The organism is Pseudomonas sp. NPDC087615, assembly GCF_044743445.1.
Lineage (GTDB): Bacteria > Pseudomonadota > Gammaproteobacteria > Pseudomonadales > Pseudomonadaceae > Aquipseudomonas > Aquipseudomonas baetica_A.
In genome coordinates, this window is record NZ_JBIUWM010000034.1 from 20508 (window position 1) to 44020 (window position 23513).

At 57.7% G+C, this 23513-nt stretch carries 26 protein-coding genes; 21 read left to right on the plus strand and 5 right to left on the minus strand.

From position 1 onward, the window contains the following. Positions 1–35: 35 nt before the first annotated feature. The 9 genes from ACIOU6_RS17495 (at position 36) to ACIOU6_RS17535 (ending at position 9300) form a co-directional block, all read left to right on the plus strand. On the plus strand, positions 36–1169 hold the full coding sequence (locus ACIOU6_RS17495; RefSeq protein WP_401138254.1) for a chemotaxis response regulator protein-glutamate methylesterase: 1134 nt from the start codon (positions 36–38) through the stop codon (positions 1167–1169). Beyond that, positions 1169–1909: a flagellar motor protein gene (locus ACIOU6_RS17500; protein WP_095190692.1), complete on the plus strand. Its 741-nt coding sequence runs from the start codon at positions 1169–1171 to the stop codon at positions 1907–1909. Before ACIOU6_RS17495 ends, ACIOU6_RS17500 begins: the two co-directional genes overlap by 1 nt. A 12-nt stretch (positions 1910–1921) precedes the next feature. Then, positions 1922–2812: a flagellar motor protein MotD gene (motD, locus tag ACIOU6_RS17505; RefSeq protein WP_401138257.1), complete on the plus strand. Its 891-nt coding sequence runs from the start codon at positions 1922–1924 to the stop codon at positions 2810–2812. A gap of 43 nt (positions 2813–2855) precedes the next feature. Further along, a complete protein-coding gene (locus ACIOU6_RS17510; protein WP_187677397.1) occupies positions 2856–3644 on the plus strand; it encodes a ParA family protein in 789 nt (262 codons plus the stop codon). Between the two features lie 2 nt (positions 3645–3646). Then, positions 3647–4591, plus strand: coding sequence for a CheW domain-containing protein (locus tag ACIOU6_RS17515; protein WP_221731954.1), 945 nt, complete (start codon positions 3647–3649; stop codon positions 4589–4591). Positions 4592–4681: 90 nt separating this feature from the next. Then, entirely contained in the window at positions 4682–5167 is a 486-nt protein-coding gene (locus ACIOU6_RS17520) for a chemotaxis protein CheW (protein ID WP_095050193.1), read from the plus strand. Then, positions 5168–5563 carry a DUF2802 domain-containing protein gene (locus ACIOU6_RS17525; protein ID WP_221731953.1) on the plus strand — a complete coding sequence of 132 codons (396 nt, stop codon included), beginning with the start codon at positions 5168–5170 and terminating at the stop codon, positions 5561–5563. Between the two features lie 215 nt (positions 5564–5778). Continuing rightward, positions 5779–7425, plus strand: a complete 1647-nt coding sequence (locus tag ACIOU6_RS17530) for a hypothetical protein (RefSeq protein ID WP_401138261.1) — start codon at positions 5779–5781, stop codon at positions 7423–7425. 234 nt (positions 7426–7659) lie between these two features. Then, a complete protein-coding gene (locus ACIOU6_RS17535) occupies positions 7660–9300 on the plus strand; it encodes a hypothetical protein (protein WP_401138263.1) in 1641 nt (546 codons plus the stop codon). A gap of 130 nt (positions 9301–9430) precedes the next feature. Here ACIOU6_RS17535 and ACIOU6_RS17540 read toward each other — a convergent pair whose 3' ends face one another. The 4 genes from ACIOU6_RS17540 to ACIOU6_RS17555 form a co-directional block, all read right to left on the minus strand. Continuing rightward, positions 9431–10078: a hypothetical protein gene (locus tag ACIOU6_RS17540; RefSeq protein WP_401138266.1), complete on the minus strand. Its 648-nt coding sequence runs from the start codon at positions 10076–10078 to the stop codon at positions 9431–9433. Positions 10079–10119: 41 nt separating this feature from the next. Further along, positions 10120–11841 (minus strand): hypothetical protein, encoded by a 1722-nt coding sequence (locus ACIOU6_RS17545; protein ID WP_401138269.1) that lies wholly within the window; start codon positions 11839–11841, stop codon positions 10120–10122. A 153-nt stretch (positions 11842–11994) separates the two neighbouring features. Then, complete coding sequence (locus ACIOU6_RS17550) at positions 11995–12324, minus strand: EscU/YscU/HrcU family type III secretion system export apparatus switch protein (RefSeq protein ID WP_401138272.1); 330 nt, start codon at positions 12322–12324, stop codon at positions 11995–11997. After that, a complete protein-coding gene (locus ACIOU6_RS17555; RefSeq protein ID WP_401138275.1) occupies positions 12321–13901 on the minus strand; it encodes a flagellar hook-length control protein FliK in 1581 nt (526 codons plus the stop codon). Before ACIOU6_RS17555 ends, ACIOU6_RS17550 begins: the two co-directional genes overlap by 4 nt. A 197-nt stretch (positions 13902–14098) precedes the next feature. Between ACIOU6_RS17555 and ccmA the strand changes: the two genes are divergently transcribed. The 12 genes from ccmA (at position 14099) to ACIOU6_RS17615 (ending at position 22262) form a co-directional block, all read left to right on the plus strand. Continuing rightward, entirely contained in the window at positions 14099–14734 is a 636-nt protein-coding gene (gene ccmA, locus ACIOU6_RS17560; protein ID WP_221731950.1) for a cytochrome c biogenesis heme-transporting ATPase CcmA, read from the plus strand. Beyond that, the gene (ccmB, locus tag ACIOU6_RS17565) at positions 14731–15399 is read left to right on the plus strand and encodes a heme exporter protein CcmB (RefSeq protein WP_007919970.1); all 669 of its coding nucleotides are present in this window, start codon (positions 14731–14733) and stop codon (positions 15397–15399) included. The genes ccmA and ccmB overlap by 4 nt, the downstream gene beginning before the upstream one ends. 92 nt (positions 15400–15491) lie before the next feature. Then, positions 15492–16247 (plus strand): heme ABC transporter permease, encoded by a 756-nt coding sequence (locus ACIOU6_RS17570; RefSeq protein WP_221731949.1) that lies wholly within the window; start codon positions 15492–15494, stop codon positions 16245–16247. After that, positions 16244–16420: a heme exporter protein CcmD gene (ccmD, locus tag ACIOU6_RS17575; protein ID WP_221731948.1), complete on the plus strand. Its 177-nt coding sequence runs from the start codon at positions 16244–16246 to the stop codon at positions 16418–16420. Before ACIOU6_RS17570 ends, ccmD begins: the two co-directional genes overlap by 4 nt. Continuing rightward, positions 16417–16872, plus strand: coding sequence for a cytochrome c maturation protein CcmE (ccmE, locus tag ACIOU6_RS17580; protein ID WP_187677404.1), 456 nt, complete (start codon positions 16417–16419; stop codon positions 16870–16872). Before ccmD ends, ccmE begins: the two co-directional genes overlap by 4 nt. A gap of 3 nt (positions 16873–16875) precedes the next feature. After that, the gene (locus tag ACIOU6_RS17585; RefSeq protein WP_401138280.1) at positions 16876–18864 is read left to right on the plus strand and encodes a heme lyase CcmF/NrfE family subunit; all 1989 of its coding nucleotides are present in this window, start codon (positions 16876–16878) and stop codon (positions 18862–18864) included. Next, positions 18861–19397 carry a DsbE family thiol:disulfide interchange protein gene (locus tag ACIOU6_RS17590; RefSeq protein WP_401138283.1) on the plus strand — a complete coding sequence of 179 codons (537 nt, stop codon included), beginning with the start codon at positions 18861–18863 and terminating at the stop codon, positions 19395–19397. Before ACIOU6_RS17585 ends, ACIOU6_RS17590 begins: the two co-directional genes overlap by 4 nt. After that, positions 19394–19864 (plus strand): cytochrome c-type biogenesis protein, encoded by a 471-nt coding sequence (locus ACIOU6_RS17595; protein ID WP_401138286.1) that lies wholly within the window; start codon positions 19394–19396, stop codon positions 19862–19864. The genes ACIOU6_RS17590 and ACIOU6_RS17595 overlap by 4 nt, the downstream gene beginning before the upstream one ends. Next, positions 19861–21063: a c-type cytochrome biogenesis protein CcmI gene (gene ccmI / locus ACIOU6_RS17600; RefSeq protein WP_401138289.1), complete on the plus strand. Its 1203-nt coding sequence runs from the start codon at positions 19861–19863 to the stop codon at positions 21061–21063. The genes ACIOU6_RS17595 and ccmI overlap by 4 nt, the downstream gene beginning before the upstream one ends. Before the next feature lie 25 nt (positions 21064–21088). Continuing rightward, positions 21089–21493, plus strand: a complete 405-nt coding sequence (locus ACIOU6_RS17605) for a hypothetical protein (protein ID WP_221731943.1) — start codon at positions 21089–21091, stop codon at positions 21491–21493. Positions 21494–21621: 128 nt separating this feature from the next. Beyond that, positions 21622–21858: a type II toxin-antitoxin system HicA family toxin gene (locus tag ACIOU6_RS17610; RefSeq protein WP_401138292.1), complete on the plus strand. Its 237-nt coding sequence runs from the start codon at positions 21622–21624 to the stop codon at positions 21856–21858. Next, entirely contained in the window at positions 21858–22262 is a 405-nt protein-coding gene (locus ACIOU6_RS17615; RefSeq protein ID WP_401138295.1) for a type II toxin-antitoxin system HicB family antitoxin, read from the plus strand. The genes ACIOU6_RS17610 and ACIOU6_RS17615 overlap by 1 nt, the downstream gene beginning before the upstream one ends. A gap of 41 nt (positions 22263–22303) precedes the next feature. On the opposite strand, the gene ACIOU6_RS17620 is transcribed toward ACIOU6_RS17615, so the two are convergent. Continuing rightward, entirely contained in the window at positions 22304–23491 is a 1188-nt protein-coding gene (locus tag ACIOU6_RS17620) for an MFS transporter (RefSeq protein WP_221731940.1), read from the minus strand. Between the last annotated feature and the right edge of the window lie 22 nt (positions 23492–23513).

The window sequence follows — 23513 nt, forward strand, 5'->3', positions numbered from 1 at the left end:
GGCGATAACGTCCCGCTGCACGTTATGGAGTGTTTATGGCAGTCAAAGTCCTGGTGGTGGACGATTCGGGTTTTTTCCGCCGCCGCGTCTCGGAAATTCTTTCTGCGGATCCGAGCATCCAGGTTGTCGGCACGGCAACCAACGGTAAAGAGGCGATCGATCAGGCCCTGGCCCTCAAGCCAGACGTGATCACCATGGACTACGAGATGCCGATGATGGATGGCATCACGGCTGTGCGGCATATCATGCAGCGCTGTCCGACCCCGGTCTTGATGTTCTCCTCGCTGACACACGAAGGCGCCCGGGTCACCCTGGATGCGCTGGATGCCGGCGCGGTGGATTTCCTGCCGAAGAATTTCGAAGACATCTCCCGCAATCCGGAGAAGGTCAAGCAACTGCTGTGCGAGAAGGTGCACAGCATCTCGCGCAGTAATCGTCGTTTCAGTGGCTATAGCGCACCGGCTCCGGTGGCTGCGCCTGCGCCGACACCCACGCCAGCGGCGTCGAGCTTCAGCAGCCACAGCAGCGCTCCGGCTCGTCCGGCACCTGCTCCGGCGCCCACCCGCACTTCGGCTGCCAGCGCATCGTCGTCCGCGCCGAAACGCAAGGCCTACAAACTGGTTGCCATCGGTACGTCGACTGGCGGCCCGGTTGCCCTGCAACGCGTCTTGACGCAATTGCCGGCCAACTTCCCGGCACCGATCGTCTTGATCCAGCACATGCCGGCGGCGTTCACCAAGGCGTTCGCCGAGCGACTCGACAAGCTTTGCCGCATCAGCGTCAAGGAAGCCGAGGATGGCGACATCCTGCGTCCGGGCCTCGCGCTGCTGGCGCCGGGTGGCAAGCAAATGATGATCGACGGCCGTGGCGCGGTGAAAATCCTCCCGGGCGATGAACGTCTGAACTACAAGCCGTGCGTGGACATTACCTTCGGTTCTGCCGCGAAATCCTACGGTGACAAAGTTCTGGCGGTGGTGCTGACCGGCATGGGCGCCGACGGCCGTGAGGGCGCGCGTCTGCTCAAGCAGGGCGGCAGCTCGGTGTGGGCGCAAGACGAAGCCAGTTGCGTGATCTACGGCATGCCGATGGCCATCGTCAAAGCCGATCTCGCTGACGCGGTGTACGGTCTGGACGATATCGGCAAGCACATCGTCGAGGCGTGTATCTGATGGATGTTCTAAGCCTTATCGGGATCATCATGGCGTTCGTCGCCATCATCGGCGGTAACTACCTTGAAGGTGGTCACCTCGGTGCGCTGGCCAACGGCCCGGCGGCACTGATCGTACTGGGCGGCACCATCGGTGCTGCGCTGCTGCAATCACCGATGAGCGCGTTCAAACGCGCGATGCAGATCCTCGCCTGGATCTTCTTTCCGCCGCGAGTCGACCTGGCGGGCGGCATTGATCGCGTGGTCAACTGGAGCCTCACCGCCCGCAAGGAAGGCTTGCTGGGGCTGGAGGGCGTGGCCGACGCCGAACCCGACAGCTACTCGCGCAAAGGTCTGCAACTGCTGGTCGACGGTGCCGAGCCGGAAGCGATCCGCAGCATTCTTGAAGTGGATTTCTACACCCAGGAAGCGCGCGATATCGAAGCGGCCAAAGTCTTTGAAAGCATGGGCGGCTACGCGCCGACCATCGGCATCATCGGCGCGGTGATGGGCCTGATTCACGTCATGGGCAACCTTGCCGATCCGACGCAATTGGGTAGCGGCATCGCCGTGGCTTTTGTCGCCACCATTTATGGTGTGGCCAGCGCCAACCTGATCCTGCTGCCGGTGGCGGCCAAACTGAAGTCAATCGCGTTGCGGCAGTCGCGTTATCGCGAAATGTTGTTGGAAGGGATCCTGTCGATCGCCGAAGGTGAAAACCCTCGCTCCATTGAGTTGAAGCTGCAAGGCTTCATGGATTAAGGGACTGACCTCATGGCTCGTCGTCGCCACCAGGAAGAACACGTCAACCACGAGCGCTGGCTCGTGTCCTACGCGGACTTCATCACCTTGCTGTTCGCGTTCTTCGTGGTGATGTACTCGATCTCGTCGATCAACGAAGGCAAGTACAAGGTCATTTCCGAAGCGCTGATCGGCGTCTTCACCGACTCCGACCGCTCGCTCAAGCCGATTCCGATTGGCGACGAACGACCCAAGACCGTGACCCCGGCGAAGCCGTTGGTCAAGGATGCCGATCAGGTCGACGCCGGTATCGCCGGTGCCAGTGATCCGCTGAAAAGCATCGCCGATGACATCAGCGCCGCTTTCGGCGACTTGATCGCCTCCAACCAGATGACCGTGCGCGGTAACGAGTTGTGGGTCGAGATCGAACTCAATTCCAGCCTGTTGTTCGGCAGCGGCGACGCCATGCCGAGTGACATCGCCTTCAACATCATCGACAAGGTCGCGGCGATCCTCAAACCGTTCGACAACCCGATCCACGTCGAAGGTTTTACTGACGACCAGCCGATTCGCACTGCGCAGTACCCAACCAACTGGGAGCTGTCTTCGGCGCGCTCGGCGAGCATCGTGCGTATGTTGGCGATGCAGGGCGTGAATCCCGGTCGCCTGGCGTCGGTGGGTTACGGCGAATTCCAGCCGGTAGCCAACAACGCCACGGCCGAAGGCCGAGCGAAAAACCGTCGTGTGGTGCTGGTGGTGTCGCGAAATCTCGATGTGCGCCGCAGTCTTACAGGTACCGGAACGGCCAACGCCAAGCCCGATGCCGCACTGAAGCGTGCTGGCACACAAACTGCACCGACCCCGGTCAAGACGCCGGGACGCGAGAGTGCCGTCAATTCTCCGTCACCCGCATTAACACGCTGAGCTATGTCTCGGCCGAGCATATCGGCCGGGAGGAACGAACCGAATGAGAGTCTGGGCAGTCGCCAATCAAAAGGGTGGTGTTGGTAAAACCACATCTTCCATCGCTTTAGCCGGATTGCTGGCCGAGGCGGGCAAGCGCGTGGTTGTGGTCGATCTCGACCCGCACGGCTCGATGACCAGCTATTTCGGCTATGACCCCGACAGTCTGGAACACAGCAACTACGACCTGTTTCTGCACAAGGGCACCGTGCCGCAAGGCCTGCCGGGGCAGTTGCTGCTGTCGACCAGTGACGAACGTATTTCCCTGTTGCCATCCAGCACCGCACTCGCGACCCTTGAGCGTCAGTCGCCGGGGCAGAGTGGTCTGGGGCTGGTGATCGCCAAGAGTCTGGCGCAGTTGTGGCAGGATTTCGATTACGCCGTGATCGACAGCCCACCTTTGCTCGGCGTGCTGATGGTCAACGCCCTCGCGGCGAGCCAGCAACTGGTGATTCCGGTGCAGACCGAGCATCTGGCGGTCAAAGGCCTGGAGCGCATGGTCAACACCCTGGCGATGATCAACCGCTCGCGCAAACAGGCGCTGCCGTTCAGCATCGTGCCGACCCTGTTTGACCGCCGCACCCAGGCGTCGCTGGGCACCTTGCGCGTGCTGCGCGACAAATTTCCGGACGAGATCTGGCAGGGTTACATCCCGGTCGATACTCGTCTGCGCGATGCCAGCCGTGCCGGTGTCACGCCTTCGCAATTCGACGGCAAGAGCCGTGGCGTGCTGGCCTACCGCGCGTTGCTCAAGCATCTGCTGGCGCAACAACTTGTTCCGCAGGTGGCCTGAGCATGAATCGGCCGGTGAAGTTGACGTCCAAGCCGCAGTTGGCTTTGCAGTCTTATCTGGACAGTTTGTTGGAGGACATTCCCGACGAATTGCCGGCGCAGGTGGCGGCGCAGCCTGAGGTGATTGAAAGCGCTGAAGCGTTGGATGAATTTCAGGCGGCGGTACTGGAAGAACAGGCGCGTGATGCGCAAAAAGCTGTTGCGCCTGTTGCCGTGCGTGCCGTTGCACCCGTCGCCAAGGCGCCAGTGGCGTTGATCGAAGAGGCCGAACCGGTTCGCGCATCGGTTTCGACGTTGGCACCGCTGCTGCAAACCCAATTGCTCAAGACCGCGCCAGAACCGGCAGTGATCGAGCCTGCACCGGTCGTCCCCGCACCCGTCGAACAGACGCTGGTGCCGCCACTGGTTGAAGTGCATCTGCCGCCGAGCAACACACCGCCACCGGTGGAAACCGACGGCCGTCCAGCGTGGGCATCGGAAGCTTTCGAATGTTTGCTGTTCGACGTTGCCGGATTGACGCTGGCGGTGCCGCTGGTGTGCCTCGGTTCGATCTATTCGCTGGCCGGTCACGAGCTGACGCCGCTGTTCGGTCAGCCAGAATGGTTTCTCGGGATCCTGCCGAGTCAGGCTGGAAACCTGAAAGTTCTCGATACCGCGCGGTGGGTCATGCCGGATCGCTATCGCGATGATTTCCGTCAGGGCTTGCAGTACGTGATTTCGGTACAAGGTTACGAGTGGGGCCTGGCGGTGCATCAGGTCAGTCGCTCGTTGCGTCTGGATCCGAATGAAATCAAATGGAGAAGTCACCGGGGTCAGCGGCCATGGCTCGCCGGCACGGTGATTGAGCACATGTGTGCATTGCTTGACGTTTCCGCACTGGCCGAATTGATCGCCAGCGGCGGGGCAAAGCAATTGGGCGGCAACAAGCCGCTACATAAACCGACATAGCAGCCGACATAACAAGTAGGCGATGGCATTGTTGAATGCCACCACACAGAACACACACCGCCCAGTGCGGTTTTTTCGAGGGGTCAGGGTATGAGTAGTCAGGCGACGAATGCAAAAGGTTCTGAAGATCCGATCCTGCAATGGGTGACCTTCAAACTGGACAACGAAACCTACGGCATCAACGTGATGCGCGTTCAGGAAGTGCTGCGCTACACCGAGATCGCTCCGGTGCCGGGTGCGCCAAGCTACGTACTGGGCATCATCAACCTGCGCGGTAACGTGGTCACCGTGATCGACACCCGCCAGCGCTTCGGCCTGAGCACCGGCGAGATCAGCGACAACACCCGTATCGTCATCATCGAAGCCGACAAGCAAGTGGTTGGCATCATGGTCGACAGCGTGGCCGAAGTGGTTTACCTGCGTCAGTCGGAAATCGAAACTGCACCGAACGTCGGTAACGAAGAATCGGCCAAGTTCATCCAGGGCGTGTGCAACAAGAACAACGAGTTGCTGATCCTGGTCGAGCTGGACAAGATGATGAGCGAAGAAGAATGGTCGGAACTGGAGAGCATCTGATTGATTCTTGAGGTGGCGGTCATTGTCCTGTTCCTTTTCTGGGCGGGCACGCTGGCAATGTTTCTGGCGTACATCAAGGCGCAAAAGGTTATCGCGGCACAACAGGCTCAGGGCGATGCGCTGCGTGATCAGCGCATCAAAGAGCTTGCCAAGCGTGTCGATGATTACCAGAACGGCAACGTGCGCATGGGTGAAGCCCTGCACGAGTTGCGCGCGGTAGTCGGTCCTTTGCCGGACAAGATTGTTCAGTTGGAACAGCGCGACCCCTCCAGCCTATCGTTCGCCCAGGCGGCGAAACTGGTGGGTATGGGCGCGAGTGTTGATGAGCTGACTCAGTCCTGTGGGTTGACCCAGGCTGAGGCGCAGTTGATGCGTAAGTTGCACAAAAGCAGCTAGAAGCTTCGAGTTTCGAGCGGCAAGCAAGATCAAGAGATCGCAGCTTCGGCAGCGCCTACAGGGAAATTCATTCCAATGTAGGCGCTGCCGAAGCTGCGATTTTTTTTGTTTAGGGGGCCAATAACCGTTTGTCGGGACTGTCAGATCTGACAGTAGATAGAGTTCTTTGACACTCAACATACTCAAGATGAAACTCAAATCGTAGGAGTATGGATATGAGATTTTTGTTGTTTTTAACAATCTGCTTTGCAACCACTGTCAATGCCATGTCCGGCCAGGCGTTGGTAACGGATTTGAACGCGAAATATAAGAGCAATGTGGCGCAGTGTTCGAACGGAACCCCCGCGTATTATTGCTCCGGCGTGCTTTTGCGAGCCGTGGATTACAGCACGTCCTTCAAGTTTTGGGATTACGGATCGCAGGCGACAACGCTGGGGTCGGTCGCTTTCACTTATATTCGTTCTGATGTGGGTAGTACAACATTGAACGGAAACAGGAAAAGCGGTTTTATCTTGAAAGATCAGACTTCGGCATTGGCGGCGGGTAAGGCCCTGAATCTGCGTTGTATTTTCCCCTTCCCAAGCGAATCACTCAATGAGCGGGCAGATCACGGTTGTGGGTTCGCGCCGAAGGCTGCTCAACTCGACATGGATCTAGCCAATTGTGCAAAGTTGGCGGTTCCGGCAACAACGGCATCGGCTTGGTTGAAGAACTTCGAAGAACACAACTCTCTGCCAAAGAATCAATGCTCGTTAAGTACGGTGGTCGCCACACAATTCAAGGCCAGTCTTGAAGCGCATAAACTGGTGGACGCTGTCTGGACCGCCAAGCCCACGGAGGTTTTGGTTCAAACCTGGGATGAGAGCAAACCTGAAAAACTTCCATTGGAGGCGCTGTTTTACGACGCATTGACGCCCGCCATGTTGGTGGATGCTCAGAAATTTCAGCGTGATTATTATCTTGAGACCTCTTTGTATGTGCCGATCGTCAAGATGAATATCAGAGCAGCAAATCAGGAAGTATTCAGTTTTGATGAAAAAGATCAAAGATTTGGGCAGCTAGTAGCAGAAAGATTAAATAGTCGATACAACAATCTTTCAAATAATTGCAGTGGGAAGGCGGCTTATTATTGTAGCGGCGTGATGGTGCGTACCACTGGGGCAAAACCGTCTTACCATTCCTGGAATCCAAGTCCCACGGCAATCGATAAGAAAGGTGTTCCTTTTTCTTACTTGCGTAAGGATTTAGGAATCACTATCTTGGCGTGGGGAGATCTTCATGGGTTCATTTTTAAAGATTTTGCCACTGCGGAAAGACTTGGCACTTATCCGATCACACTTTTGTGTTCTTTTCCTACAGATGCCGCAAGCTGGCATCGCGCGGGCTTAGGTGGTTGTGGGGTTCACCGTTCTTACCCGACGAATAGTCGCTCTTGCCTGGAAGAGGGGGTGACGACACTCGATAAGTGGAAGACACATTATCGGGCCGTTGCCGGCTCGGGCTCTTTTTCAAATAGAAATGAGCATCAGTGTGGCTTCGCCGGCAGTATTGAGCAGTTTACTATTAGCCTCCTGGCTCGGGATCATTTTGAGCCACCGGCAGAAGAGCGCCCGTCTCATAATGAGATAATCCTTTCGCTGTGGCCGCAGGATATTCCAAAACAGTTGCCGCTGTATGCGTTTTTCTATTTGCAGCATCAAGGTGGCGGTGCAGGGGTGACAGGTGCCAAATATATGCAACAAGACTACTTCAATACGACGGGTGATTTACTGCCGGTAATAAGGGTGGATTTGTCTGCAGGTGCTACTTCAGCATTCAGTTATCACGAGGTGGATCAGGTCGTCAATTTGTCTGGGCGTTGACCTCGGCGGCCATATCCGATTTTAAAAAGTGTAAAGGTGCAGAATGTATTCGATCCTCATTCTGTACGGTTTAGCTGCTGTCAGTTGTTACGCGTCTAAAGGCTTTGCTGAAGGCTGAGATACTTTAGTTCAGACACTTATGACCGATTGTCGGGACTGTCAGGTCTGACAGTAGCTAGCGCTTTGTGGTACTCAACATACTCGAGATGAATTTCAACTCGTCGGAGTCTGAGCATGAAATATTTATTGTTTATAGCAATGTGGTTTGCTGCCACTGTCAATGCGATGTCCGGCCAAGCGTTGGTAACGGATTTGAATGCGAAATATAAGAGCGATGTGGCGCAGTGTTCTAACGGAACACCCGTTTATTATTGCTCTGGGGTGCTTTTACGAGGTGTGGATTACAGTACGTTCTTCAAGTTTTGGGATTACGGGTCGCAGGCGACAAAGCTGGGGTCGGTTGCTTTTACTTATATTCGTTCTGATGTGGGTAGTACGACATTGAACGGAAACAGAAAAGGCGGTTTTATCTTGAAGGATCAGACCTCGGCACTGGCGGCGGGTAAGGCCCTCAGTCTGCGCTGTATTTTTCCGTTCCCAACTGAGTCACTGGATGTTCGTACGGATCACGGCTGTGGGTTTGCGCCGAAGGCTGCTCAACTCGACACGGATCTAGCCAACTGTGCAAAGTTGGCGGTTCCGGCAACAACGGCATCGGCTTGGTTGAAGAACTTCAAGGAACACAGTTCTTTGCCAAAGAACCAATGCTCGTTAAGTACGGTGGTCCCTGCACAATTCAAGGCCAGTCTTGAAGCGCATAAACTGGTAGACGATGCCTGGACCGCCAAGCCCATGGAGGTTCTGGTTCAAACCTGGGATGAGAGGAAACCTGAAAAACTTCCATTGGAGGCACTGTTTTACGATGCGTCGACGCCCGCCAAATTGGCGGAAGCGCAGAAGTTTCAGCGGGAATATTATCTGGAGACGTCGTTGTATATACCTATCGTAAAGTTGAACCTGGCGGCGATCGACAAGAATGTGTTTAGTTTCTCTACAGCCGATCAGGTGTATGGGCAATTGGTGGCGGAACAGATGAATGCCCGTTTCTCGAACGTTTCGAATGATTGTTCCGGTCAGGCCGCTTATTTTTGCAACGGCATCCTGGTCAGAGCCACAAAGGCGACGTCGAACTACCATGCTTGGGACCCCAGTGGTGGGTCTATATCACGTGATGGCGTTTCTTTTTCTTTCCTTCGTAAAGACTTGAAGATGAAAGGTCTTTATCATTCGGAGAAAATAGGCTTTATATTCAAGGCAATGAAGTTTGCCATCAAATCAAATTCGCAACCTATTACGGTGCGATGTGCTTTTCCAGTGGACGGCGCGACGGGTACTTACAGGGAACAGTCATGTGGGCGCCATGATTACTACCCGCAAGAGGGGGATTCCTGTAAAGCCATGGGGATTTTGACCTTGGACGCTTGGAAAACTCATTATCACGCTGTAAGGGGAACGGCGCAGCGGAGTTTTCACCAGTGTGGGTTAGGGGCAGAAAAAGACCAGTTCACCATCTTTCTACAAAGTCGAAGTCACTTTGAGTTTGATGAGGATCTGGATTACCCGAATGAAATCGTTACGGCGGCCTGGCCTGTGGGTATTCCAGGGAAACTTCCATTGGAGGCTTTTTTCTATGTGTCTTCCGACAACCCGACTGCCGCGCTAGCCGGTGCTCAGTTTATGCAGGTAGACTACTTTGAACAGACAAATGATTACATGCCTGTTATACGAGTGGTTTTTGAGGAGGACGTAGCAATATTCAGTTTTCATATTGAAGAACAGTCAGTGTCTGTTGTTGGCAAGCATCGATTTCAGTGAGTCGTCGGTCAATTGCTGAACGTGAATGCCAATCGCAAACGCCGGTGTGGTTATATGTCAAAGCTCAAAGCTCAAGGCACAGAGCGCAGCTTATCTGCATTCTGTGCCTTTTGTTATTGTCTTTCATTCCTCAAAACGTGACACGCAACAAGCGAGAAAACATAAGATTGGCATTCGAACCAGATTGATGAACGCTGTAGTTGATGAGTACGGTTCTTCCTGCATTCTCTGATTTCCAGCTTGTTGGAATAGCAAAGGTCATTGATGAACTGTTTTGAATGGGCTGGATTTCGGTCTCCCGCACTACCACACCGTGCCACCTGACCTGGACAGTATACCCGGGAGCCATGTTGAGGAATTTGACGGTCAGGTTTTTCATGTCGGCCGAAAGTTTGGGTTCGGTGAGATCGAACTTTTGCGGGTCTACCTGTAACGAAAGCGATTTGGAAATGATCAGCGGTGTACCAGGTGTGAGGCGAACGCTGAAGTTGACTGTCACAAGGCTACCAATCGAATCAATGACTTCAAAGCGGGGGATTTTGAAAGTCAGTGTTCCGGGAGTCCCGACAGTCAGTGTTTCGGTGTCATATTTATATCGACCGTTTGTCCAGCGTACTCTCACTTGATGGCCGTTGAGCATGCCAACGTAGTGGGGCACCTGCACATTAACGTGTGTGTTGTTATAGACGTCGTTGAAATTCAAGCGCTTGCCGTCAGCGCCATAGGCCTCAAGTACCTTGGGTGCAATGAGGTTGAACGTCTTGAGTTCAGTGTTCATGGTTTTAACTCCGTTTGAATAGCGAAAATTGGATTAAGCGTTTATAAGTCGACTCTTAATACCTGAGAGAACTGGCTTTGCTCATCAATGTTGCGCCGATTGACGCTGTAGTTGATCAGCACGGTTTTCCCTTTGTTTTCTTCCCGCCACGATGGCGGGATCGAGAACTCTGCAGTGATTCCGGTTTTCATGTCCTGCCATGCTGTTTTGCGCGTAAAGACTCCGCCCAAGCGGACGCGCGCTTGGTATCCGTCGGCCATTGCCGGGTAGCGCACAGTGACAGTGGTCAAATCCGGAGTAAGTCTTGGGGGGGGCAGAAAAAAAGCTTGAGCGTCAACGGCCAGCGGCAGTGGATCAGATCGATGGAGAGGGCCGTTGGGGTAGGTACGCACCGTGAAACTGACGGGAACGGTACTGCCAATAGAGTCCACAACTTCAAGTCGCGGGACCGTTAAATTCATGGCGCCAACGCTGGTAACCGGCGTGATAGCACTGTCATAGACGTAACGTGCTGAGTCCCATCGGACACGGATGGTTTGCCCGACTGCCATTCCCACATATTGTTGAACCTGAACCGTTACGTGTCTTGCTTCATAGATGTCGGACATTTTCAAGCGGTCGCCATTGGCGCCATAAGCCTCCAAAAGCTTGGGCGGCTCGAGCTTGATTGTGGTTTTGATCACTAAAGGTTTCGATTCGGACACAAGGTTTGTTCCTGCACGGTCCACACGCAGGGTGATACTGACAGCACTCTGGTCGCTTTCGTTGGCCCAGGCGAGTGGGATCGGAAACTCCAGGGTTCCTCTTCCTGAATACGTCTGGGGGGCCGTTTCGCGCTCCTCCCGTCCTTGCCAGTGAACTAGCACATTGTCGCCGTTGGCCAGACCGACACCGGAGGCGACAACCTGGATATCCTTGACGTATGCAGGATCCAGTACGCCATCCTGATCACCTGTCACGCTCGGTGCCGGGATACGGTTAACATTTACGCTGACTTCTGTGGCAATTGACCAACGGGCATGCACATGCGGACGGTTCCCACAGCGGTCGATTACCTGATAGGTAATCGAATGCTTCCCGTCACCCACGCGTTTGATCAGTTGTTCATCGAACATGAGCAGAATCGGATGGTTTTGCGGGTCGCTGATTTGCTCGGCAGTAACGGGATAATGAGTTACTTGTTCTTCATTACCCCAGCGCGCGACGATGCGGTCGAATACAGTGATGTTTTCATAGGGCTCGATACGCATGGCAATACCTTGCTTCGCCATTTCGCTATCGACGCCATCTTTGATATCCGGAATGAAGGCGTAACGTAGTCCGGGATGACCGAGCGGTTCGGGTTTGTCGAGAATGCCCCCCGGCAGCGTGCGCTTGACCAGAATGTTAAGTTTGAAAGAGTCGCTATCGTTCCCGCTAGGGCGTGTCACGCGATAAAAAACCGGGTATGCGCTGCCGTCCTTGATTTGAGTGGCCGGTATATAAAGTTGAAGTGGTTCAGTGAGCTCTTCGGGTGTATCGATGATTTCCGTGCGGATTGGAGTTTGATCGTCGTCCCAGAAGAGCTGGCAACTTTGGCCCAGTCCATTGTCTGGCCAAGGATCAACGATAACGAGCAGGTCCTTACTCAGTGCCTCGGCGCCAATGCCGCCGTGATAGCCCTCATTGCCATCGATGGGTGAAATCCGTGAGGGGATAATCGGTGCGCCAAGTTCCTGTGCATCGCCGCCCGCGACGCTTTCATCTGCTTTGAAGGTTGTCATTGAAGCGCTCCTGTCTAAGGTAGCGCCGGGAATCATTCAGGCGGCGCTGTCAGCCCATCTGGCGACAGCGGAGGTTTTTGGCGCAACTGTCAGATCTGACAGTCGCGACGAACGGTGTATAGCAATGAGCTGCCTTGAGTCAGGCGCACGGGGTCAATAATCATCTCCCCGCGCAGTTATATCTTTCTCGACCATCGGCGCCTCCGGATCCTGCCCCTCGGGGAATTTTCCCTTCAGATGCCACGCAAACGCGATGATCTCGGCAATGGTGCGATACAGCTCTTCGGGAATGCTGTCGCCCAGTTCCATGCGCGCCAGCAAGCGCACCAGTTCAGCGTTTTCATAAATCGGCACTTCGCAATCGCGCGCAATGCGCAGGATCTCTTCGGCCAGTTCCTCGTCACCCTTGGCGGTGAGGGTCGGGGCGTGGTTGCCGTCGTATTTGAGGGCGATGGCCTGGCGTGGAACTGTGGCGTCATTCATGCAGTTTCATCAACCCAGCGGTGGTCGAGACGGGTTTGGTTGCCTTGCGGCGGGGTGCCGTGGTGGCAGTCGAGATCGCCGACGTTCAAGCCGCGATCCAGCAGGCGCTGGCGTAGCGCGAACAGATTGTTTTCGATCAGGTCAGCAGTGTAAGGGCGTTCGGCCCAGAGCTGACTCGACAGGCTGCCACTGATCAACTGCGCCTGAATCTGCATTGGCCCGAGCGGTTCCATGTCGAACGCCAGATCGACGCGCCACAGTTGTTGCCTGGGTTCGCGCTCATCGCGGCGTTCGTTGGGTTGCGGTTCTTTCTCTGGCGCTTCTTCGCGCTGGAACTTGACCTGCAGCGGCACGATGTCCTGCAGGTTACGCATGGGGATTTCCAGTTGCCAGGTGCTGAGCAGGCGGCCGTCGTCGGTGACGCCGGTCTGTTCCAGACTCGACAACTGATGGCTTTGCAGGCGCGAAACCGCAGCGGCCGCCAGGCGCAGCAGTTGCTCCAGATCACCTTCGCCTTCCAGGCTTTGCAGCAAACGGTCGGGCAGCGGAAAGCCGCTGGGCACCGGTTTGGCGCTGACTTGGCCGAGGGTGCCGAGGGCGTTGCGCACGAAGCTCGGCAGCGCTTGCGCCAGTGTGTTGGCGGCGAGGATAGCGTTGAAACTGGTACTGCTCGGCAGCCCCGGCGTCAGTTGCGCGATCAGCTTGAGCAGATCGGCTTTCATGTCCGGAGCCAGCGTCGGGGTTTGTCCGGTCAGCAGTTTCGCTTCGAGGAAAGCGCCGCTGTTGGCCAGCGCCAAGGCAACGCCTTTGGCCGTGCTCATTTGCTGCACATCCGGCAGGCCCGCGAGCAGTTTGTTGACGGCGGCGCGCAAATCCGCCGACGTCTGATCGGTGGCTGGCGGCAGGTTTTGCAGCACCTTCAGCAATCCATCCAGCGAACCTTGGCGGCTTTGCTGAGCGACCAGTTGCTGGCTCACCGCCAATTGCTCCTGACGACTGCTCAGCGGTACGAATTTGAGGGTTTGTGAATCCTGAACCCGTGCCGAAAGCATGGTGCCGATGCGCAGCGGCTGCGGGCTGTCGACAGTCAATGTACTGCCGCTTAGCGCGGTATTGAGCAGGCTGACCATCGAACGAAAAACCGTCGCTTGCCCCGGTGCCTGCGGCAACGCCTGCGAAGTCACCACTTTGCCCTGTAGCAACGTGCCGACCGGCAATTGCGCGGTATCGATGCGGGTGAGGGTGGCGACGCTGCTAGCAATCGCCTGCTGCACGGTAATCGCCAGATTGCCCGCCGACGGCTGAGTGATCGCCAGACTGGTGCCTTGCGGCAATGGCAGGTTGCTGCTGGCCTGTACGGTGGTCTGACGGCCGCTGTCCAGCGTCACCTTGAGCAACAACTGAAAGGTCTGATCCGCTTGCTTGAGCGACAACACCTCGGCCTTAGCGCTTTGACCGGCGGCAATCAACCCTTCAATCGGCGTTATCAGCTTGAGCAACTCGCCACTGACCACCTGCGGGCGAGCATTCGCCGGGGTGGTTGGCGGGAGCGGGAGGATGTTCATTTCGCCTGTCATACGCGGACACAACCTGAGGAAATTGCACTCTTGAGAGTAAGGCACGGCATGTATAATGCCGCCCGTCTTGCGCTTCGTTCAAAAAACATAGCAATTGTTTGACGCAGCTCTCTAGAACGAGCCGTCAATGCATCTATGCTGCATCTCTTTAACGGCCGTGCCAGAGCCGACTTGAACCGTATAAGGCCCGTGATCCCTTGACCAGTCCTGTCCTGCAAACTGTTGCCCTCGCGTGTGAACGTGATCTGCGGCTGCTTTTCGAAAATCTCGAATTGAGGCTGGCCAGTGGCGATATGGTGCAGATCAGCGGTCCCAACGGCAGCGGTAAAACCAGTCTTTTGCGGTTGTTGTCCGGTTTGATGCAGCCGACCAGCGGCCAGGTGTTGCTCAACGGCCAGCCCTTGACCGAACAGCCGGCCGAACTGGCGCGCAACCTGTTGTGGATCGGCCACGCCGCCGGAATCAAGGATCTGCTGACCCCGGAAGAAAATCTGTCCTGGCTCTGCGCCCTGCATCAACCCGCCGAACGCGAGTCGATCTGGCAAGCACTGGCAGCCGTAGGATTGCGCGGATTCGAAGATGTTCCCTGTCACACGCTTTCCGCCGGGCAACAACGCCGGGTGGCGCTGGCGCGTTTGTATCTCGACAGCCCTCCACTTTGGATTCTCGACGAACCCTTCACCGCCCTCGACAAACAGGGTGTGGCGCAACTCGAAGAGCATCTGGCTAGCCACTGCGAGCGCGGAGGCCTCGTTGTACTGACCACACACCACACACTGAGCCGGATGCCGGCCGGTTATCGCGACATCGATCTGGGGAACTGGGCTGTATGAGTGTGTTTGGCCTGCTGGTTGCCCGTGAATCCCGACTGCTGTTTCGCCGCCCGGCGGAACTGGCCAATCCGCTGATTTTCTTCGCCATCGTCATCGCTTTGTTCCCGCTGGCCGTCGGCCCGGAAACTCAAGTGTTGCAAAACCTGTCCCCGGGGTTAGTCTGGGTGGCGGCGCTTTTGTCGGTCCTGCTCTCGCTGGACGGGCTGTTTCGCAGTGACTTCGAAGACGGCTCCCTGGAACAGTGGGTCCTTTCGTCGCACCCGCTACCACTTCTGGTCTTGGCCAAGGTGCTGGCACACTGGCTTTTCTCCGGTCTGGCACTGGTTCTGCTCTCGCCCTTGCTGGCGTTGATGCTGGGTTTGCCTGCTGCGTGCCTGCCGGTTTTGTTGCTTTCGTTGTTGCTGGGTACACCGGTGCTGAGCTTGCTCGGCGCGGTGGGCGCAGCACTGACGGTCGGTTTGAAGCGTGGCGGCCTGTTGCTGGCGCTGCTGATTCTGCCGTTGTACATCCCGGTGTTGATCCTCGGCAGTGGCGCCTTGCAGGCGGCCTTGCAAGGCATGCCGGCGACCGGGTATCTACTGTGGTTGGGTAGCCTGACCGCCCTGGCGATCACCCTGACACCCTTTGCAATAGCCGCTGGCCTGAAGATCAGCGTCGGCGAATAATAATGGGGTCTGGTCAAATTTTGACCACTTCCTTTTGAAGAAAGGCATGACCCAAGCGCTTCATAGCGAAGAGCACCCGTGATGGAAACAGTATGAACTGGACCTGGTTTCACAAGCTCGGCTCGCCCAAGTGGTTTTACGGCATCAGCAGCAAGTTGCTGCCGTGGCTGAGCATCGCAGCGTTGCTGCTGATTGGCGTCGGCGTGGTCTGGGGCTTGGCCTTCGCGCCGCCCGACTATCAGCAAGGCAACAGCTTTCGCATCATCTATATCCACGTACCTGCCGCGATGCTGGCTCAGTCGATCTACGTGATGCTGGCGGTGTGCGGTGTGGTCGGGCTGGTGTGGAAGATGAAACTGGCCGACGTTGCCCTGCAATGCGCTGCTCCGATCGGCGCGTGGATGACCGCCGTGGCGCTGGTGACCGGGGCGATCTGGGGCAAGCCGACCTGGGGCTCGTGGTGGGTCTGGGATGCGCGGCTGACTTCAATGCTGATTCTGCTGTTCCTGTATTTCGGCGTGATCGCATTGGGCAATGCGATCAGCAACCGCGACAGCGCCGCCAAGGCCTGCGCGGTGCTGGCCATCGTCGGCGTGATCAACATCCCGATCATCAAATACTCGGTGGAGTGGTGGAACACCTTGCACCAGGGCGCGACCTTCACCCTCACCGAAAAACCGGCGATGCCGGCCGAGATGTGGCTGCCGCTGCTGCTGACGGTGCTGGGTTTCTACTGCTTCTTCGGCGCCGTGCTGTTGCTGCGCATGCGCCTTGAAGTGCTCAAACGTGAAGCCCGCGCCAGTTGGGTCAAAGAAGAAGTGCAGAACAGTCTGGAGGCCTCGCGATGAGTTTTGCTTCATTCGGCGACTTCCTCGCCATGGGCCATCATGGCCTGTATGTCTGGTCGGCCTACGGCATCTGTCTGGCGGTGCTGATCTACAACGTGGTGAAGCCCATCGCGGCCCGCAAGCACTATCTGCAACAAGAGGCGCGTCGTCTGCGCCGGGAGAACGGCAAGTGAATCCGCTGCGCAAAAAACGTCTGATCATCATTCTGGCCATTCTGGTCGGGGTCGGCGCTGCCGTCGGCCTGGCCTTGAGCGCCCTGCAGCAGAACATCAATCTGTTTTACACCCCGACCCAGATCGCCAACGGCGAAGCACCGCAGGACACGCGCATCCGTGCCGGCGGCATGGTCGAGAAGGGCTCGCTGCAACGTTCGCCGGACTCGCTGGACGTCAAATTCGTCGTCACCGACTTCAACAAAGCCGTGACCATCACCTATCGCGGCATCCTCCCGGATCTGTTCCGCGAAGGGCAGGGCATCGTGGCCCTGGGCAAGATCAACGCCGATGGCGTGGTCGTCGCCGATGAAGTGCTGGCCAAGCACGACGAGAAGTACATGCCGCCGGAAGTAACCAAAGCGTTGAAAGACAGCGGTCAATCCGCGCCGACTCAAGCGAAGGAGGGTTGATCGATGACTTCGGCGATTTTTATTCCTGAGTTGGGTCATCTGGCGATGATTCTGGCGCTGTGTTTTGCGCTGGTGCAGGCCGTGGTGCCGCTGTTCGGTGCCTGGCGCGGCGACCGTTTGTGGATGGGCCTGGCCCAACCGGCGGCGTGGGGTCAGTTCGCGTTTCTGGTGTTTGCCTTCGGCTGCCTGACCTACGCCTTCATGACCGACGACTTCTCCGTGGCCTACGTTGCGATGAACTCCAACAGCGCCTTGCCGTGGTACTACAAATTCAGCGCCGTGTGGGGCGCCCACGAAGGTTCGTTGCTGTTGTGGGCGCTGATCCTAGGCGGCTGGACCTTCGCCGTGTCGGTATTTTCCCGCCAGTTGCCACAAGTCATGCTCGCCCGCGTATTGGCGGTGATGGGCATGATCAGCACCGGTTTCCTGCTGTTTCTGATCCTGACGTCGAACCCGTTCTCGCGCATCCTGCCGCAAATTCCGGCGGACGGTCGCGACCTCAATCCATTGCTGCAAGACATTGGCCTGATCGTCCATCCGCCGATGCTGTACATGGGGTATGTCGGTTTCTCGGTAGCCTTTGCCTTCGCCATCGCCGCACTGCTGGGGGGTCGTCTCGATGCCGCGTGGGCGCGTTGGTCGCGGCCATGGACCATCGTCGCCTGGGCCTTCCTCGGCATCGGCATCACGCTCGGTTCGTGGTGGGCTTACTACGAACTCGGCTGGGGCGGCTGGTGGTTCTGGGATCCGGTGGAAAACGCCTCGTTCATGCCCTGGCTGGTCGGCACCGCGTTGATTCACTCGCTGGCGGTCACGGAAAAACGTGGTGTGTTCAAGAGCTGGACCGTGTTGCTGGCGATTGCGGCATTTTCGCTAAGCCTGCTCGGTACGTTCCTTGTACGTTCCGGCGTGTTGACCTCGGTACACGCATTTGCCTCTGATCCCGAGCGCGGTGTGTTCATCCTGATCTTCCTGCTGTTTGTGGTCGGCGGCTCGCTGACGCTGTTCGCCTTGCGCGCTCCAGTGGTGAAAAGCCAGGTCGGCTTCAACCTGTGGTCGCGGGAAACCCTGCTGCTGGGCAACAACCTGGTGTTGGTGGTGGCGGCGTCGATGATTCTGCTCGGCACGTTGTACCCGCTGATTCTTGATGCCATCAGCGGCGCCAAACTGTCAGTCGGCCCGCCGTACTTCAACGCGTTGTTCATTCCGTTGATGGCGTTGTTGATGATGGTGATGGCGGTTGGCGTGATCGTCCGTTGGAAAGACACCCCGGTGAAATGGCTGGCAAGCATGCTGACCCCGGTGTTGCTGGGCAGCGTCGCGCTGGCGGTGGTCGCCGGTGTCGCTTACGGCGATTTCAACTGGGCCGTTATCGCGACCTTCCTGCTCGCCGCGTGGGTGTTGCTTGCCGGTGTGCGTGACATTTTCGACAAGACTCGTCACAAAGGTCTGATCAAAGGTCTGCCCACCCTGACTCGCAGTTATTGGGGCATGCAGATCGCCCACCTCGGCATCGCCGTTTGCGCGCTGGGCGTGGTGTTGTCGAGCCAGAACAGTGCCGAACGTGACCTGCGTCTGGCGCCGGGCGAGTCGATGGCTCTGGCCGGGTATCAGTTTGTGTTTGAAGGCGCCAAGCACTTCGAAGGGCCGAATTTCACCTCCGACAAAGGCACCATTCGGGTGATCCGTGACGGCAAGGAAATCAGTGTGCTGCACCCGGAAAAACGTCTGTACACCGTGCAGAACTCGGTGATGACTGAAGCCGGGATCGACGCCGGTTTCACCCGTGACCTTTACGTCGCCCTCGGTGAACCTCTGGAAAACGGCGCCTGGGCTGTACGTGTGCATGTCAAACCGTTCGTGCGTTGGATCTGGTTCGGTGGCTTGCTGACCGGTTTCGGCGGGTTGCTGGCGGCGCTGGATCGACGTTATCGGGTCAAGGTGAAATCCAAGGTGCGTGAAGCACTGGGCATGACGGGAGCGGCTGCATGAGACGTTGGTTGATGCTGGTGCCACTGGCGCTTTTCCTGCTGGTGGCGGTGTTTCTGTATCGCGGTCTGTACCTCGATCCGGCGGAGCTGCCGTCGGCGATGATCAACAAGCCGTTCCCGGAGTTTTCCCTGCCGGCGGTGCAGGGCGACAAGACCCTGACCAAGGCCGATATCCTCGGCAAACCCGCCCTTGTAAACGTCTGGGGCACTTGGTGCATTTCTTGCCGGGTCGAGCACCCGGTGCTGAACAAACTGGCCGAGCGCGGCGTGGTGATCTACGGGATCAACTACAAGGACACCAACGCCGACGCCTTGAAGTGGCTGGCCGAATTCCATAACCCGTACGTGCTCGATATCCGCGATGACGAAGGTTCGCTGGGGCTGAACCTCGGTGTCTACGGCGCGCCGGAAACCTTCTTCATCGACGCCAAGGGCATCATTCGCGACAAGTACGTCGGCGTGATCGACGAACAGGTCTGGCGCGAAAAACTCGCGGCCAAGTATCAGGCGCTGGTCGATGAGGCCAAGCCATGAAGCGTTTTTTATCGGCTATTGTGTTGGGCTTGAGCCTGGTCGGTGTGGCCCATGCCGCGATCGACACCTACGAGTTCGCCAAGGAAGGTGATCGCGAGCGTTTTCGCGAGCTGACCAAGGAACTGCGCTGCCCCAAATGCCAGAACCAGGACATCGCCGATTCCAATGCACCGATTGCCGCTGACCTGCGCAAAGAGATTTTCCGCATGCTCGGCGAGGGCAAGGACAACCAGCAGATCATCGATTTCATGGTGGATCGCTACGGCGATTTCGTCCGCTATAAACCCGCACTCAACGCCAAGACCGCGCTGCTGTGGTTCGGCCCGGCTGGCCTGCTGCTCGGTGGTTTCGTCGTGATCGCGGTGATCGTCCGCCGACGTCGCGCACAACGCGCCGACACCCCGCAATCGCTGTCTACCGAAGAGCGTCAGCGCCTCGACCAACTGTTGGATAAAAACCAAGAATGATTGATTTCTGGCTTGCCGCAGGGCTGTTGCTTCTGGTCGCCCTGAGTTTTCTGCTGATCCCCGTATTGCGTGAACGCCGCGCCCAGCGTGAAGAGGATCGTACTGCCCTCAACGTTGCGTTGTATCAGGAACGTGTCGCCGAGTTGCAATCGCAGCAGGCCGAAGGTGTGCTGGATGCCGCGCAAATGGACAGCGGCCGCGCCGAAGCCGCGCGTGAATTGCTCGCCGACACCGAAGGCGTTACCGCCCCGCGTGTCTCGAAATTGGGTAAACCGTTGCCGCTGCTGGCTGCCGTGTTGGTGCCGGTGTTGGGTTTGGCCCTGTACCTGCACTTCGGCGCCGCCGACAAGGTCGAACTGACCCGCGAATTCGCCCAGGCACCGCAGTCGATGGAAGAAATGACCCTGCGTCTGGAACGTGCCGTTGCGGCACAACCGGATTCTGCTGAAGGTCTGTATTTCCTGGGTCGTACCTACATGGCTCAGGAGCGTCCGGCGGACGCGGCGAAGATGTTTGAACGTGCCGCCAATCTCGCTGGTCGCCAACCGGAGCTGCTCGGCCAGTGGGCGCAGGCGCAGTATTTCGCCGATGGCAAAAAATGGTCGAGCAAGATCCAGGCCCTGACCGATGAAGCGCTGAAGGCCGATCCAAAGGAAGTCACCAGCCTTGGTCTGCTCGGCATCGCCGCGTTCGAAGGCGAGCGTTATCAGGAGGCCATCGACTACTGGAACCGTTTGCTGGCGCAATTGCCAGCGAGCGACAAATCCCGCGAAGCGCTGCAAGGCGGGATCGAACGTGCCACCGAGCGCCTGCAAGCCAGCGGCGGCAAGGTCGCCCAGGCACCGGCTGCCAAGCCCGCCGCACGGCTTAAGGTTCGCGTCGATGTGGCTAATGAACTCAAAGACAAGGTGCAACCGGGCGACAGCGTGTTCATTTTCGCCCGCGCCACGTCCGGGCCACCGGCACCGCTGGCGGCCAAGCGCCTGACCGTGGCCGATCTGCCGGTAACGGTCGAACTGGGCGATGTCGACGCCATGATGCCGCAGTTGAAACTGTCGAACTTTCCAGAAGTCCAAATGGTTGCGCGCATCTCCCGTGCCGGTCAGCCGACCGCCGGTGAGTGGGTTGGCCGCAGCGGCCCTCTGGCCAGCAGCACCACTGCGCTACAAAAACTGACCATCGACAGCCCGGACAAGTGACCGGGCAACACAGGAAAGCACCGCCATGCACACCATCGCCCGAATCACGGTTCTCACATTGGCCCTGGGCTTGAGTGCATGTGCGGTGCAACGACCGGAACGGACCACCCACCTGCCGCCGATTCCGCCGTCACAACCCAGCCCGACCCCTTCGACCTCGCCGATACCGGGCAAAAGTATTCCGGCCAAACCGGCAAAACCTGTCCCGCGCACCTCGGCCAGCTTCGCCCCGCCACCGGGCGGCAACAGCCATTGGGATCAGAAACTCGGCGTTTATGTGCTCGACGACCAGTCCAACACGTTCTACCGCCAGCGCACCTACTATCGCTGGAACAACGGCTGGAGTCGCTCGATCAGTCCCAACGGTCCATGGGAAGACACCGACATCCACGGCGTGCCACCGGGGCTGGGTAAGCAGTTCGGGCAGTAACGAAAACGGCGATCCTCGGATCGCCGTTTTGCTGTCTGTGGCTGCAATCAATCACACTCTGTAAAACAACCGGACGTCGCTCTTTGGATTTCTGTGCTTGAGTAAAGATAACTCTAGGGTTACTTTTAATGGGCCAGGGCAAGGAGGCGGTTGGTGCAGGCAGGTTATTGATCAAGGAGCTGGAGGAGGCGGGTTGGACGCTGGACAGGATTACCGGCAGTCATCACCTCTTCAGGCACCGCTACAACCCATACACGATTCCCGTTCCTCACCCGAAAAAGGATTTGCCGTTGGGGACGGTCAAAAGCATCAGGAGGCGTGCCGGGTTGTACAACCCGCCAGCCAGTTTCGAAGGAGATCCATAATGCAATATCCAATCTGCATCGAGTGGGGCGATGAGAACACCGCCATCGGTATTCAGATCCCCGATATTCCCGGCGCCGTGACGGCAGGGGATAGCTTTGAAGATGCCTACAATGCAGCCGTTGAAATCGCCCACATCATGTTGCAGGAGATTGCGGCGAACGGAGAGGCGATTCCGATGCCGACCTCTGCTGCGGCGCATCGCAACAATCCGGAGTTCGCCGGGATGGGCTGGGGCATGCTGGAGCTGGATATCTCGCCATACCTGGGTAAGACCGAGAAGGTCAACGTGACCCTGCCCGGTTATGTGATTCAGCGAATCGACCGCTATGTGCGCGAACACAACGTCAAAAGCCGCTCCTCCTTTCTGGCGGATGCGGCGATGGAGAAGCTGGTCAGGTATTGAAAAGCATCGCGGGCCAGTTGGCCTGCGATGCTTTTTACGTGTTACGCAGTCGCCAGCGATCGCCGTTGCGATGCACCCAAAAAACGCAACAACGCCAACAATGGAAACGCACTGCCGACAATCACGATCCACAACCAGCCGCCATGCTCGAACACCGCGCTGGCGACCGACGAGCCGAAGGCGCCGCCGATGAAGATGCTGGTCATGTACAGCGCGTTCAGGCGACCACGGCTTTTCGCGTCCAACGAGTAGACCGCACGTTGGCCAAGCACCATGTTCATCTGTACGCAGAAATCCAGCACCACGCCGGTCACGGCCAAACCGATCACGCTGTAGGCCGGGTGGATGAATGCCGGCAGGAAGCTCAGGCTGGCGAACAACATGGCCAGCAGCGAGGCGATGCGGGTGTGGCCGGCGTCGGCCAAGCGTCCACTGATGGGGGCGGCGATGGCACCGATGGCGCCAACCAGGGCGAAGATCGCGATCTCGCTTTGCGACAGGCCGTGGTTGCGCGCCAGCTCAAGTGGCACCGCTGTCCAGAACAGGCTGAACGTGGCAAACATGCACCCCTGATAAAACGCGCGCTGACGCAGCACCGGTTGTTGGCGCAGCAGCGTCCACAGCGAACCGAGCAGTTGCCCGTAAGTGGCGCTGTGATCCGGTTGGCGCTTGGGCACGGTCAGTGCCAGCACCACGCTGATCGCCGCCATCAATGCGGCGGCAATCATGAACATCGCCCGCCAGCCGAAATGGTCGGCAACCACGCTCGACACCGGCCGCGCCAGCAGGATACCCAGCAGCAGCCCGCCCATGATCCCGCCTACCACTCGGCCACGGGACTCTTCCGGCGCCAGATGCGCGGCCAGCGGAATCAGGATCTGCACCGACACCGAACTGAAACCCACGAGCAGCGAGATCAGCAGAAACACGTTGGGCTGGTCGGTAAATGCGGCGCCGAGCAGGCTGGCAATCGCCACCACCGTTGTGATGATCATCAACCGACGGTTTTCCAGCAGATCGCCCAGCGGCACCAGAAAGAACAGGCCCAGCGCATAGCCGATCTGCGTCAGCGAGACGATGAAACTGGCCATGGTGTCGGAGAGGCCGATGTCCGGCGCAATCAGGCCGATGATCGGCTGGGCGTAATAGATGTTGGCAACGATGGCGCCGCAGCAGAAGGCGAACAGCAGCACCATGCCTCGGGTCATTGTGTGAGTGGCGGTGGTCATAAGATTTCTCGATCCAGCGAAA

Excerpts from the sequence above, each read along its gene's own strand:
- ACIOU6_RS17495 (WP_401138254.1), top strand. The coding sequence starts at position 36 with ATGGCAGTCAAAGTCCTGGTGGTGGACGATTCGGGTTTTTTCCGCCGC.
- ACIOU6_RS17500 (WP_095190692.1), top strand. The coding sequence starts at position 1,169 with ATGGATGTTCTAAGCCTTATCGGGATCATCATGGCGTTCGTCGCCATC.
- motD (WP_401138257.1), top strand. The coding sequence starts at position 1,922 with ATGGCTCGTCGTCGCCACCAGGAAGAACACGTCAACCACGAGCGCTGG.
- ACIOU6_RS17510 (WP_187677397.1), top strand. The coding sequence starts at position 2,856 with ATGAGAGTCTGGGCAGTCGCCAATCAAAAGGGTGGTGTTGGTAAAACC.
- ACIOU6_RS17515 (WP_221731954.1), top strand. The coding sequence starts at position 3,647 with ATGAATCGGCCGGTGAAGTTGACGTCCAAGCCGCAGTTGGCTTTGCAG.
- ACIOU6_RS17520 (WP_095050193.1), top strand. The coding sequence starts at position 4,682 with ATGAGTAGTCAGGCGACGAATGCAAAAGGTTCTGAAGATCCGATCCTG.
- ACIOU6_RS17530 (WP_401138261.1), top strand. The coding sequence starts at position 5,779 with ATGAGATTTTTGTTGTTTTTAACAATCTGCTTTGCAACCACTGTCAAT.
- ACIOU6_RS17535 (WP_401138263.1), top strand. The coding sequence starts at position 7,660 with ATGAAATATTTATTGTTTATAGCAATGTGGTTTGCTGCCACTGTCAAT.
- ACIOU6_RS17540 (WP_401138266.1), bottom strand. The coding sequence starts at position 10,078 with ATGAACACTGAACTCAAGACGTTCAACCTCATTGCACCCAAGGTACTT.
- ACIOU6_RS17545 (WP_401138269.1), bottom strand. The coding sequence starts at position 11,841 with ATGACAACCTTCAAAGCAGATGAAAGCGTCGCGGGCGGCGATGCACAG.
- ACIOU6_RS17550 (WP_401138272.1), bottom strand. The coding sequence starts at position 12,324 with ATGAATGACGCCACAGTTCCACGCCAGGCCATCGCCCTCAAATACGAC.
- ACIOU6_RS17555 (WP_401138275.1), bottom strand. The coding sequence starts at position 13,901 with ATGACAGGCGAAATGAACATCCTCCCGCTCCCGCCAACCACCCCGGCG.
- ccmB (WP_007919970.1), top strand. The coding sequence starts at position 14,731 with ATGAGTGTGTTTGGCCTGCTGGTTGCCCGTGAATCCCGACTGCTGTTT.
- ACIOU6_RS17570 (WP_221731949.1), top strand. The coding sequence starts at position 15,492 with ATGAACTGGACCTGGTTTCACAAGCTCGGCTCGCCCAAGTGGTTTTAC.
- ccmD (WP_221731948.1), top strand. The coding sequence starts at position 16,244 with ATGAGTTTTGCTTCATTCGGCGACTTCCTCGCCATGGGCCATCATGGC.
- ACIOU6_RS17585 (WP_401138280.1), top strand. The coding sequence starts at position 16,876 with ATGACTTCGGCGATTTTTATTCCTGAGTTGGGTCATCTGGCGATGATT.
- ACIOU6_RS17590 (WP_401138283.1), top strand. The coding sequence starts at position 18,861 with ATGAGACGTTGGTTGATGCTGGTGCCACTGGCGCTTTTCCTGCTGGTG.
- ACIOU6_RS17595 (WP_401138286.1), top strand. The coding sequence starts at position 19,394 with ATGAAGCGTTTTTTATCGGCTATTGTGTTGGGCTTGAGCCTGGTCGGT.
- ccmI (WP_401138289.1), top strand. The coding sequence starts at position 19,861 with ATGATTGATTTCTGGCTTGCCGCAGGGCTGTTGCTTCTGGTCGCCCTG.
- ACIOU6_RS17605 (WP_221731943.1), top strand. The coding sequence starts at position 21,089 with ATGCACACCATCGCCCGAATCACGGTTCTCACATTGGCCCTGGGCTTG.
- ACIOU6_RS17610 (WP_401138292.1), top strand. The coding sequence starts at position 21,622 with ATGGGCCAGGGCAAGGAGGCGGTTGGTGCAGGCAGGTTATTGATCAAG.
- ACIOU6_RS17615 (WP_401138295.1), top strand. The coding sequence starts at position 21,858 with ATGCAATATCCAATCTGCATCGAGTGGGGCGATGAGAACACCGCCATC.
- ACIOU6_RS17620 (WP_221731940.1), bottom strand. The coding sequence starts at position 23,491 with ATGACCACCGCCACTCACACAATGACCCGAGGCATGGTGCTGCTGTTC.